Here is a 12334-nt window from a genome sequence, read left to right as displayed (position 1 = left end):
CATTTTGACACGCCAAGAAGAAATAAGATTTTCTTTTTGGAAAACTTTTCCATTTTTGGAAATCAAAAAGTTTCCACTTTTCTACCAACATGAGTTATTATTCGCCCTCTCATTGTATACCTTAATAATATATAAAAGTAGCCCAAAATTTGGTTTACTTCGAATAATTATATTATCTTTGCAGAGAATACATTTTTTCACTCAACTAAACAAATACAATTATGAAAGAATTAAAAGGAACAAAAACTGAAAAGAATCTGCAGGAAGCATTCGCAGGTGAGTCAATGGCACGCAACAAATACAGTTATTGGGCATCAAAGGCCAAGAAGGATGGCTTTGTACAGATAGCCGCCATTTTTGAGGAGACCGCCAACAACGAGAAGGAGCATGCCAAGATGTGGTTCAAGCTTCTGGAAGGTGGAGCCATCAAGAGCACCCCAGAGAATCTTGAAGCAGCAGCAACCGGCGAGAACTACGAATGGACCGACATGTATGCCCGTATGGCCAAGGAGGCCCGCGAGGAAGGATTCAACGAGATTGCTGCCAAATTTGAGCTTGTAGCCAAAGTAGAGGCAGAGCACGAGGCTCGTTATCGCCAATTACTCGACAATGTCAAGAAGGAACGCGTATTTTCAAAGGACAACGACGTTATCTGGCAGTGCAGCAACTGTGGTCACATCGTCATCGGCAAGAAAGCCCCACAAGTATGTCCAGTATGCGATCATCCACAGGCTTACTTCCAAGTAAAAGCCGAGAATTATTAATAGAATATTTTTCTAAGTACTTTGCAATTGAAAAGTACTTAGATTACAATTGTTCTCTAAGTACTTTTCAAAATATGCCTATTTAAGATAAAATAATCTGCACTATGCGCTCTGCTGTTCTACCATCCCAACGGTCAGGCAGAGCGCATTTTTTCCACTCTCCACTCACCATTTTCTTTACCGTTTCTCTCAGTTTGTCAGCATCCTCACCTACCAACACATTAGAACCTACATTCACCGTTTCCTGATGTTCCGTATAATTGTTGAGAGTGATACAAGGCACGCTGTTAAAGGTTGCCTCTTCCGACACATTACCTGAATCCGTAATAATACCAAGCGCATGAGCCGTGAGCCAGCCGAACTCCAGATAGCTTAACGGCTCAACGATCTCGATTGCCAGTCCCATATTCTCTACGACCTTACGAGCATTACCTCGCAACGGTGCAATAATACGTATACCATTAGCCGATTCAACCAAAGCCCGCAGCATACGCTCCAGATTATCCACATCAGCAATAAGCGCCTTGCGGTTCAGGGTAAACACCAGATATTTCTGCTCCTCTAACGAGGGGATTGAGACCGGCTTCTTCAGTCTGTCGTAATTATAGCGGAGGGTATCCATCAAGATATTACCCACCATATAAGTCTGCGAATTCTCCGACTGTTCACGTGTGGCCACACCAGTACTCTTCACACCAGCAGTAAACAGATAGTCTGACAATGCATCGATCACAAGTCGGTTAATCTCCTTGGGCATGTTGATATTAAACGAGCGGGTTCCTGCTACCAGATGTGCCAAACGTATGCCACGCTTCTTGGTCACAATAGCTGCAGCCATGGTCGAAGCCAGATCATCTACCACGATTACCACATCAACAGGATGCTCATCAAGAAATGCATCGAAACGAGCCATCACCTGACTGGTAATCTCATTCAGACTCGTCGAATCCACACCTAAATAATATTGAGGGCGAGGCATCTGCAGGTCGTCAAACAGCGAAGGCTCCAATGTAGGATCATCTTCACGTCCGGCATAAACCAACAAACAAGTTGCCTCAGGATATCTATCGATAGCCCTTACCAAGGGCGATACTTTCACAAAATTCGGGCGTGCGCCCGCAATGATACAAACAGTCTTTGCCATACTCCTTCTTTTTTTTGAGTGCAAAGATAAAGAAAATCTTCATATTTACCAAGAAAAATGCCAAAAGGTTTGGATAACTCATAAAATAGTTGTATCTTTGCAGCAGAAACAGTGGGTCGTGCCTGATAGATCGGGATACTCTACATTAACAAAACAAAATCGGGATCGTTTCCCTTGCCAATGGCGGGCCACGATTATCCTCCACGAGGAGAGCAGCAATGCCGGTGGATTACAACAGCAGGGAGCCCCCACATCGTGTGAAACAGGAGTTTTCACCAAATCATCGGCACGTACCCTTTTCTTTTTATATTAAACATTATATTGATATGTTTTCCGGAATCATCGAAGAATTTGCTACCGTAACAGCTATCCGTAAGGATCGCGAAAATATTGATTTCACATTGAAGTGTTCATTTGTCGATGAATTGAAGATCGACCAGAGTGTCGCTCACAATGGCGTATGTCTGACCGTTGTTGCTATTGAGAATGGCACCTATACCGTCACAGCCATGAAAGAGACACTGGACCGCACCAACCTTGGATTACTTCAGGTTGGCGACAAAGTGAATGTAGAACGCTCAATGATGATGAATGGCCGTTTGGATGGCCATATTGTTCAGGGCCATGTAGACGAGACGGCACGATGCATTGCCATAGAAGACGCCAATGGTTCCACCTATTTCACCTTCGAATACCCCGAGAATAGAGAGATGGCATTAAAAGGCTACTTCACCGTGGACAAAGGCAGCGTTACCGTGAATGGTGTCAGCCTGACGGTTTGCAACCCCACAACCAATACTTTCCAGGTAGCTATCATCCCATACACTTTTGAGCACACAAACTTCTGCGACATTCGTGTCGGTTCTGTGGTCAATATCGAATTCGACATCCTTGGCAAGTATATTGCCAGATTACAACAACTTTAAATTGGTATCCTACAATAATTCTGATGGAGCGGAGACGAAAGTCTTCGCTCCATGTTGTATCAGGAACTCACGATCACGGAATCCCCACAACACAGAAATACAAGGCATACCAGCATTTGCTGCTGTCTGGATATCCACATCACTGTCACCTACATATACAGCACCGTCCTTTTCTACTCCAAGCTGTTTCAAGGCTGCGAATACCGTATCGGGAGCCGGTTTCTTCCGGATTCCCTCTGCTTCATGTTCACCTATAGCCACCTCTATGGTATCAGGAAAGAAATGGCGACAAAGTTCCACCGTCGCTGGCATCATTTTATTGCTCACTACAGCCAAACGACAGCCACGAGCTTTCAAAGTGGTCAACATCTCCGGTATACCAGAATAAGGACATGTTGTATCCTGTGAATGATGCATATAATGCTCACGAAACGTTGCAAAAGTAGCCTCAAAATCCGGATGACTCGCACCACCAGGAACAGCTCGTTCCATGAGCAATCTAACACCATTACCAACAAACCGACGTACATCCTCAATGGAATGCTCCGGCATACCATGCTGACGTAGAGCATAATTGCACGATGCCGCTAAATCTGTAAGAGTATCAAGTAAAGTTCCATCAAGATCAAATATATAAGTGTTGTACATCAAAGTTCAAGCCTTTATAAAATAAAACATCAAATAATAAACATTAGCGTTTTGAACGCTGAATCATGGTTTTCACCTTATTATTATATTTCTCCGCCTTCAAGAGGTCTTCGATAGGCAAATGCATGCGATATTTCCAGCGGTTAAACGAATCGCTGGGCACGTTGATACGTTCCTCGCGAGGATTCTTTCCGCGTAATTCACTATCCATCGACAGCCAATCCTGTAACGACAGCATACACAGCATCGAAGGACAATACAGATGACGAGCAATAATCTCCTCTGCCAGATGGGCTGGCAACTGTTCTGGTGCACGTCCCTGCTTCTGAAGCATTGATACAAAAAAACGTTGCGTACGTTCCGGACTCTCAGTCCACCAAAGCCGCAAAGGCGACATATCATGTGTCGAAATGGTAGCTACCGAACGATAGGGATTAGCATCCAGATGCGCAAATTCATAGCCGCTTTGCTTGGGCATAGACTGGATTTCAAGCGTCAGAATACGCAACTGATCGAGTACGGGAGCCACACAATCCGGCAGCATCCCCAAATCTTCTCCACAACAAAGCATACGGGTTTCACCGAACACGTCAGTCAACTTATGCAACGCCTCTGCCCCCCAGAAAAAATTATGACGCTGATAATAATAATGATGATAGAGGCGCATGAACGCATCCTTCTCTTCGGAAGAAAGCGCATCAAATACCGGCTCACCGATAACGCCCATACGCGGATGATACATCTCAGCCTGCTGAGGATCCTCCAAGAACAGGACATCACTAATCAATCGGTAAAGCCCATCACGAATCCAAAGGCTATTCTCATCGGTGCGTCCCTCGAAAGCACACTGTACCTTTTTCTGAGAATCATACTCTGTCTTCAAATCATAGAGACCATAGCTCTTGGCTACAAGGAAATGCTCCTTGACGTAAGGAACATGCATGCCAAAAAGACGCTCAAGCACTCTTTCATTAATAAAAGGACGAGTATAGAGCTCTTTACGGAAAGGCAATCCGAAATACTCGATTTCACCTATTGTCATAGGCAACGAAGGCGAGAAATGCCCCAATAACCCGTAGATAGCATCAGCCGGAATCTCCCAAATTCTAAAGAAGCCCAAGATATGGTCTATACGGATGGCATCGAAATACTGCTCCATCCATTGGAGTCGACGACGGAACCACTCTATCACCTCACCCTTCCAGTTGTAGGTAGGAAATCCCCAGTTCTGCCCCTGATGAGAGAATGCATCAGGAGGAGCGCCAGTCTGGGTATCAAGGTGAAAGTAATCCGGATGGATAGCTGTTTCCACACTTTTACCATTTACGCCGATAGGCACATCTCCTTTCAAGAAGACACCTTTTGAACGAGCATAGTCAGCCGCGGCTTTCAGCTGTAAGTGAAGATGGTATTGCGTAAAGTAAACCACACCCAATGGCGCATCCAACCACTTGGCGTAAGGCACCAACCAATCCTGGTTTTCGGCAAACCAAGCTTTGAATTCCTTGGACTCAAGCGTCTGTTGTCCTTTCTCATCAAAGAGTTCCTGAATATAAGCCCGCTTAACACGATCCACCGCCTCATAATCGCTATAACCAAGCGCATTAAGTTCCTGGCGCTGACGATGATACGTAGTCATCCTTGTTTTATTCTTCAGCACCCCAACAGCCTCTACATCCAGATAATGAGGATGCAGAGCAAAAGCCGAAACGATATTATACGGATACGAATCACTCCAGTTTTTTGAACATGTTGTATCGTTAACCGGCAACAATTGGATAGCCTTCATACCCGTAGCCACACACCAGTCAACGAATCGGTAGAGATCGCCGAAATCTCCCACACCATACGACTGCTTACTACGCAACGAGAATACTGGCACAACCACTCCAGCTGCACGCCATATATGCTCTTTCATTCGCAAGTTCTCACCATAAGCCACCAGTACAGTACCATCAGGCACCATAGTCTGGTCAGCAGGCAGCAAACCCGCAGTCGTACGATTATCGCCTTCTTCCCAAGCCACAAGTGCATGGGTTTCATTGTCAATCACTACGTATTTATATTCTATGGGTAGCAACACCGCATCGACATTCACAGAAAGCAGCCACTCGAAACGACCTATAGGTTCCATCTTCAGGTATCGGGCCACATTCCAACTACCGAGAGCCGGATGAGAGCCAATTACAGCCACCGACTGTCCCTTTTGAAGCTGAGGGGCAGAAACACGGAACACCACGGTCTTACGATAAAGTGGTACACGGAGAGGTTCTACCTGATCAGAATCAGCCAATCCAGTAGTCGTATGATAAGCTTTACTATACAGATGATACTGCAATGGCACATCGCGCCACAAATCAGCCATCACATAATCCTTCGACGAATCAAAATAATATACACGAGGAATGGCATCCCATTCACGACGCAACACATGTCCTTCAGCATCTTCCACCTGATAATGATATGAGAACGAGGCTATTGGGTGTTTTCGGGATTCCAGAACGGTTGTTTCAAGCAACCATTCCATGCCATCAGCAGTCGTCATCATCAGCCGTTCAGACTTTTCAGTCTGGTCGATACTCCGATAACAGATCACCACATATAGGTTTTGCCCCCATTGAGTGCCATATTGTATAGAAAACTTGAGTTTCATAAGCTATATTTTAGGGCAAAGATACAAAAAAATGAGAAATTAGCGATAAGAGTGAAGAGATTTTTGTAACTTTGCAGCGTTTTTTCAAGATTATGAAGATGAATTGGATAAAAAAATGGCGCTATCTGGTTCCTGTCATTATATGTGTACTAGGAATCATTGCCATCGGTTTTTACTATTTTGTGGGGAGTTTTTCAAAACTCGACACCACCGAATACGTGTATATTGACGACAACGACAATCTCGATTCGGTATGTGTAAAGCTTGAGCCGATAGCATCTGATCATGGTCTGATTGCTTTGAAGATGCTGGCACGCCACGGCGGTTATTGCGCTCATATCAGAAGTGGACGCTACGCTATTAAGCCTGGCGATAGCACTATCCGGTTATTCCGCAACCTGAAGAACGGGCATCAGGAGCCTGTGCGTCTGACCATTCCAGAAAGCAGAACGATGGACCGCCTTGCTGGCGTTCTATCCAAAAAACTGATGATGGACAGTGTTGCTGTGGCCATCTTGCTGAGCGACTCATCATTCTGTGCACAGCAAGGCTACGATACTGCAACTATTGCCTGCCTGTTCGTACCTAACACTTACGAAGTCTATTGGAATATCTCCATAGAGAATCTGATGAAGCGCATGAAAAAGGAACACGAGAATTTCTGGAATGTTCAGCGCACCATCAAAGCTGAGGCACTGGGTCTGAGTACAGAAGAGGTATGTACCCTGGCCAGCATCATTGACGAGGAGACGGCGAATAATGCTGAAAAGCCCATGATTGCCGGCATGTATCTTAATCGTCTGAAAGCAGACATGCCACTTCAGGCCGATCCCACCATCAAGTATGCCTTAAAAGATTTCGCAATCAAGCGCATCTACCACAACATGTTACAATTCGACAGTCCTTACAATACATACAAAAATACCGGCCTTCCTCCTGGTCCTATTAAGATTGCGTCCATCGCAGGTATCGATGCCGTATTGAATCGTACTGCCCACGACTATCTGTACATGTGCGCCAAAGAGGATTTCTCGGGCACCCATAACTTTGCCAAGACCTATCAGGAGCACTTAAAGAATGCAGCCAAGTATTCAAAAGCATTAAACGAAAGAGGAATTAAGTAAGTTGATTATTGATATTGAAAGTTATATATGGAAGAGATTATTAAAAACGAAAGCGAGGAGAAGAAGGCTGCGAGTAAGCGAGAGCAGCGTCAAACTTGTTTGAACGATGCCGAGCGTGAGCAGGCTCGACCAGAGGTCAAGTCAGTTAGCTTCATTGAACAGAAAGTAATCAATGATCTGGCAGAAGGTAAGAACGGCGGCAGAATGCAAACCCGTTTCCCACCTGAGCCCAATGGCTATTTGCACATCGGACACGCCAAAGCAATTGCCATCGATTTTGGACTGGCCAAGAAATATGGCGGTCAGTGCAATCTGCGCTTCGACGACACCAATCCAATCAAAGAGGACACAGAATATATTGAAAGTATTGAGAACGATATCAAGTGGCTTGGTTTCAAGTGGGCAAATGTCTACTATGCCAGCGACTATTTCCAGGAGCTTTGGGACTTTGCTGTTTGGCTTATCGAACAGGGACGTGCCTATGTCGACGAGCAGAGCGCCGAGGTGATTGCCCAGCAAAAGGGAACAACCACCAGCCCTGGTACCAACAGTCCCTTCCGCGACCGTCCTGTAGAAGAGAATCTCAAACTGTTTGAGTTCATGAATAGCGGCAAATGCGAGCCTGGCACATTGGTACTTCGTGCCAAGATCGACATGGCTCACCCCAACATGCTATTCCGCGATCCACTCATCTATCGTGTACTCAACATCCCCCACATCCGCACTGGCAACAAATGGAATGCTTACCCCATGTACGACTTCACCCATGGCCAGAGCGATTACCTGGAGGGCGTTACCCACTCATGGTGTACGCTCGAGTTTGTAGAGCATCGCCCCCTTTACGATCTGTTCGTAACATGGATGAAGGAGTGGAAGGGCGAGACCGACAACATCGAGGACAACCGTCCCCGCCAGACCGAATTCAATAAGCTGAACCTCAATTACACGCTGATGTCAAAGCGTAATCTGCTGGCATTGGTTCAGAATAACATGGTAAGCGGTTGGGACGACCCCCGCATGCCAACAATATGCGGATTCCGTCGCCGTGGTTATAGCCCTGAAAGCATTATCAAGTTCATCGATAAGATTGGCTACACCAAGATTGATGCGCTCAACGATATGGCACTGCTTGAGAGCGCCGTTCGCGACGACCTGAATAGTCGTGCCATCCGTGTAAGTGCTGTACTCGACCCTGTAAAGGTAGTGATCACCAACTATCCTGAGGATCAGATTGAACAGCTCACAGCCATCAATAACCCCGAGAACGAAGCCGATGGTACCCACACCGTTGAGTTCACTCGCGAGCTCTGGATTGAACGCGATGACTTTATGAAGGAAGCCGAGAAGAAATTTATGCGCTTGGCCCCTGGCAAGGAAGTCCGCCTGAAGAACGCCTACATTATTAAATGTAATGAGGAGCACCCCTGCGACGAGGACGAGAACGGCAACGTTACCACCATCTATTGCACATACGACCCAGAATCACGCAGTGGTCTGCCCGGTTCTAACCGCAAGATTAAGGGAAAGACCCTTCACTGGGTAAGTTGCAAGCACGCTGTCGAGGCTGAGGTTCGTCTTTACGACCGTTTGTGGAAAGTAGAGAACCCACGCGATGAGATGGCAGCCATCCGCGAAGAAAAGAATTGCGATGCAGTCACAGCGATGAAGGAGATTATCAATCCCGATTCCCTGCACATCATCAAGAAGTGCTATATTGAGCCATATGCTGCTGGCATGAAACCGCTGACCTATCTGCAGTTCCAGCGCATTGGTTACTTTACACCTGATTCTGAATCTACAGCCGAGAAGCCCATCTTCAACAAGACGGTGGGACTCAAGGATACCTGGAAAAAATAAATTAAGAAACAGTGACAGACAATCATGAATATTTCTCGAGCGAGGATTTCAAGGAGATCCTACGCCAATACGAGGAGTCAGTCAAGTCGGGCGAACGCATCTACATGGATGCCGACGACTTGGCTGACATCGCCGATTATTACCACTATAACAATCGACCAGCCGAAGCCGAGCAAGCTATTTCTCTCGCCATGGAGATTAATCCAGACGCCGTTGGTCCCATTCTATACAAAGCCCGTGAGGCTTTGAATGCCAAAGACTACGAGACTGCCGAGCAATATGCAGAAAAAGTCCAATCTTTAGATCCACTCGAAGCAGTTTATCTACAGGCAGAGATTCTGGTTTCGAAGGAAGACACAGACAGTGCTGACAAGTTGCTGACACAGTATTTCCAAGACGTTCCAGATGAGGACAGAAACGATTTCTGCAAAGGCGTTGTTAGCCTGTATCTCGACTACGAACAGTTCCATAACGCCTTCGAATGGCTAGCTCTAATCACCGATTTCAAATCGGTTGAGTTCAAAGAGACATTGGCTCGTACGCTTTTCGGGATAGGAAAATTTTCGGAAAGCGAGAAAATTTTTAATGAGTTACTCGATAATGACCCCTACTCTGCCACTTATTGGAATGCCTTGGCTGGCGTCCAGTATATAAATGAAGACTATGGAGCAGCTCTGACAAGTTGCGATTTTGCCATCGCTATTGACCCGAATGAGGTCGATGCCTTACATACGAAAGGTAACATTCTGTTCAGTCTAAAGAATTATGAAGAGGCTATCGAATGTCTTCAAAAATATATTGAAAAAAGACCTGATGACGCCACTGCTTACTTGCAGCTTGCAGCTTGTCAGAATAATAAGGGGCAGCTCAATGAAGCCTTACAAAATCTACAAAAAGCAGCCAGTATATGTGCTACAGACTCTTTCTTTCTACCAGAAATATATCAGGATATGGCATTAGTCTATAACACATTAGGCCAGATGGACCAGGCCCTCTGGTGCCTGGACATGACAGACAAGCTTGACTGCAATCACTTTCAGTTTGCCGTAATCAAGGGACATATTCTCTTAGCAAACAAGTTGGACGAAAAAGCCAGACAAGTATTCGACGACGTTTTGAAAGCATCAGACGATGATCCCAATATCCAACTCCGAATCATCATCTCTTATCAGGACAACAACAAATTGGAATATGCATACAAGGCATATAAAGAGCTTTTCAAGGCGATGGGCAACGACTATAAGGAAGGTTATTCCTATATGGCATTATGTTGCCGAGATTTAAACAAGAACGATGAGGCTCTCTATTATCTCAAGAAAGCTTGTGACTGCAATCCCGAAGAAGCTAAAGATGTATTAGGAAATCTCTTCCCCGAAGATCTGTCCCCCAAAGATTATTACGATTATACACTAGATCACCCACTGGATTGATATGAATTTCATCAACAACATTCTCAACACATTAGGTTGGTATCCAACCATTTTCATTCTGATGTTATTAGAAAGCACAGTTGTTCCCGTACCATCAGAGTTTGTTGTCACCCCTGCCGCATACCATGCAGCAAGCGGCTCACTGAACGTATTCCTGGTCATTCTATTTGCGACATTAGGTGCAGATGTAGGTGCAAGTATCAACTATTTTGTAGCATTATATGTGGGACGTCCTGTCATTTACAAGTTTGCCAACAGCAAATGGGGCAAGATGTGTCTTTTGAATCAGGAGAAAGTCGAAAAAAGTGAGAAATACTTTGACGACCACGGCATTGCAGCAACGTTAACAGGCCGTTTCGTTCCAGTTATCCGCCACTTGATCTCTATCCCAGCCGGACTGGCAAGAATGCACTACGGTAAATTTCTGTTATTCACCACAATTGGCGCTGGCGGCTGGCATAGTGTTTTAGCCTTAATGGGCTGGTACCTGCATGCTATTGTTCCCGAGGAGCAGTTGAACGACAAGATCAGCGAATACGCCGAATATATCAAGTTCGCCATCATAGGATTAATTATTGTGGCTGTCATTTATTTCGTCATCAAACGAAAACTTAAGCAGAAATAAGAAAAGAACATGTAAATAGCAAATATTTACTTAATTATTCTTTATTTTCCATTATTATTTGTATTTTTGCGCAAGATTATCAGCAAACAACGATTATGGCAAGAACAAATAACCATTTAGTCATCATGGCGGGCGGCGTAGGAAGCCGCTTCTGGCCAATGAGTACTACCGAGAACCCTAAGCAGTTTATTGATGTCCTCGGCGTTGGCAAGTCATTACTCCAATTAACAGTAGAAAGATTCGGCAATCTGGTTAAGCCAGAGAATATCTGGGTAGTTACCAACCAGAAATATCAGGATATCGTAAAAAAGCAATTGCCTGATATGCCAGCAGGAAACATCCTCTGCGAGCCATGTCGCAGGAACACAGCACCATGCATCGCCTATGTCAGCTGGCGCATCAAGTCAAAAGACCCCAAAGCCAACATTGTAGTCACACCAAGCGACCACATTGTAACCGACAAGACAGAATTTCAGCGTGTCATCAAAGAATGCATGCAATTCACCAGCGAGACTGATGCCATTGTGACATTAGGTATGAAGCCTAACCGCCCCGAGACTGGTTATGGCTACATACAAGCCGATCTCAGCACCAGCTCTCTCCGCAACAAAGAGATTTTCAGAGTCGATTCGTTCCGCGAGAAGCCCAATCTCGAGACAGCTCTTGGCTACATTAAGAAGAATAATTACTTCTGGAATGCTGGCATCTTTATCTGGAATGTCAATACGATTGTCAATGCATTCCGTATCTACCAGCCTTCGATGGCAAAACTATTCGAATCGTTACTCCCCATATACGGAACAGACAAAGAACAGGAAGAAATCAACCGTTTGTTCCCTGAATGCGAAAACATCTCTGTCGACTATGCCATCATGGAAAAGGCCGAAGAGATTTTTGTTTGTCCTTCAGACTTTGGTTGGAGCGATTTGGGAACCTGGGGCTCTCTTCACGAGCAAACCAAGAAAGACCTTTATGGCAACGCCTGCATTGGCGAGAATATCAATCTCATTGAGAGTCACAACTGTATTGTGCATACCGTACAGGAAAAGAAGGTGGTCATCCAAGGTCTTGATGGCTATATCGTAGCCGAGAACGACGACACCTTACTCATTTGCAAACTATCAGAGGAACAGCGCATCAAGCAATTCTCTGGAAATAATTAA

At 45.3% G+C, this 12334-nt stretch carries 10 protein-coding genes; 7 read left to right on the top strand and 3 right to left on the bottom strand.

Annotated elements, in window-relative coordinates; all coding sequences use genetic code 11:
• Positions 1–221: 221 nt before the first annotated feature.
• Positions 222–764: a rubrerythrin gene (rbr, locus tag T495_RS0104170; RefSeq protein ID WP_033147746.1), complete on the top strand. Its 543-nt coding sequence runs from the start codon at positions 222–224 to the stop codon at positions 762–764.
• 82 nt (positions 765–846) lie between these two features.
• Here rbr and wecB read toward each other — a convergent pair whose 3' ends face one another.
• On the bottom strand, positions 847–1908 hold the full coding sequence (gene wecB, locus T495_RS0104165; protein ID WP_028903882.1) for a non-hydrolyzing UDP-N-acetylglucosamine 2-epimerase: 1062 nt from the start codon (positions 1906–1908) through the stop codon (positions 847–849).
• 326 nt (positions 1909–2234) lie between these two features.
• On the opposite strand from wecB, the gene T495_RS0104160 reads away from it, so the two are divergent.
• A complete protein-coding gene (locus T495_RS0104160; RefSeq protein WP_028903883.1) occupies positions 2235–2834 on the top strand; it encodes a riboflavin synthase in 600 nt (199 codons plus the stop codon).
• A gap of 9 nt (positions 2835–2843) precedes the next feature.
• Here T495_RS0104160 and T495_RS0104155 read toward each other — a convergent pair whose 3' ends face one another.
• Complete coding sequence (locus T495_RS0104155; protein ID WP_033147745.1) at positions 2844–3482, bottom strand: HAD family hydrolase; 639 nt, start codon at positions 3480–3482, stop codon at positions 2844–2846.
• A gap of 43 nt (positions 3483–3525) precedes the next feature.
• Entirely contained in the window at positions 3526–6135 is a 2610-nt protein-coding gene (locus T495_RS0104150; RefSeq protein ID WP_033147744.1) for a 4-alpha-glucanotransferase, read from the bottom strand.
• A gap of 92 nt (positions 6136–6227) precedes the next feature.
• Between T495_RS0104150 and mltG the strand changes: the two genes are divergently transcribed.
• The 5 genes from mltG to T495_RS0104125 all read left to right on the top strand — a co-directional run bounded on the left by mltG (position 6228) and on the right by T495_RS0104125 (position 12334).
• Complete coding sequence (gene mltG / locus T495_RS0104145) at positions 6228–7259, top strand: endolytic transglycosylase MltG (protein WP_028903886.1); 1032 nt, start codon at positions 6228–6230, stop codon at positions 7257–7259.
• A gap of 27 nt (positions 7260–7286) precedes the next feature.
• A complete protein-coding gene (locus tag T495_RS0104140; protein ID WP_231495050.1) occupies positions 7287–9116 on the top strand; it encodes a glutamine--tRNA ligase/YqeY domain fusion protein in 1830 nt (609 codons plus the stop codon).
• A gap of 11 nt (positions 9117–9127) precedes the next feature.
• Positions 9128–10546 carry a lipopolysaccharide assembly protein LapB gene (locus T495_RS0104135; protein WP_033147743.1) on the top strand — a complete coding sequence of 473 codons (1419 nt, stop codon included), beginning with the start codon at positions 9128–9130 and terminating at the stop codon, positions 10544–10546.
• A 1-nt stretch (position 10547) separates the two neighbouring features.
• On the top strand, positions 10548–11171 hold the full coding sequence (locus tag T495_RS0104130; protein ID WP_028903889.1) for a DedA family protein: 624 nt from the start codon (positions 10548–10550) through the stop codon (positions 11169–11171).
• A gap of 95 nt (positions 11172–11266) precedes the next feature.
• Positions 11267–12334, top strand: a complete 1068-nt coding sequence (locus T495_RS0104125) for a mannose-1-phosphate guanylyltransferase (RefSeq protein WP_028903890.1) — start codon at positions 11267–11269, stop codon at positions 12332–12334.

The organism is Prevotella sp. P6B1 (assembly GCF_000702825.1).
Lineage (GTDB): Bacteria > Bacteroidota > Bacteroidia > Bacteroidales > Bacteroidaceae > Prevotella.
Note: the sequence above shows the minus strand (reverse complement) of the source record. Positions and strands in the feature narration are given on the sequence as shown.

Excerpts from the sequence above, each read along its gene's own strand:
- rbr (WP_033147746.1), top strand. The coding sequence starts at position 222 with ATGAAAGAATTAAAAGGAACAAAAACTGAAAAGAATCTGCAGGAAGCA.
- wecB (WP_028903882.1), bottom strand. The coding sequence starts at position 1,908 with ATGGCAAAGACTGTTTGTATCATTGCGGGCGCACGCCCGAATTTTGTG.
- T495_RS0104125 (WP_028903890.1), top strand. The coding sequence starts at position 11,267 with ATGGCAAGAACAAATAACCATTTAGTCATCATGGCGGGCGGCGTAGGA.
- T495_RS0104150 (WP_033147744.1), bottom strand. The coding sequence starts at position 6,135 with ATGAAACTCAAGTTTTCTATACAATATGGCACTCAATGGGGGCAAAAC.
- T495_RS0104140 (WP_231495050.1), top strand. The coding sequence starts at position 7,287 with ATGGAAGAGATTATTAAAAACGAAAGCGAGGAGAAGAAGGCTGCGAGT.
- T495_RS0104160 (WP_028903883.1), top strand. The coding sequence starts at position 2,235 with ATGTTTTCCGGAATCATCGAAGAATTTGCTACCGTAACAGCTATCCGT.
- mltG (WP_028903886.1), top strand. The coding sequence starts at position 6,228 with ATGAAGATGAATTGGATAAAAAAATGGCGCTATCTGGTTCCTGTCATT.
- T495_RS0104155 (WP_033147745.1), bottom strand. The coding sequence starts at position 3,482 with ATGTACAACACTTATATATTTGATCTTGATGGAACTTTACTTGATACT.
- T495_RS0104130 (WP_028903889.1), top strand. The coding sequence starts at position 10,548 with ATGAATTTCATCAACAACATTCTCAACACATTAGGTTGGTATCCAACC.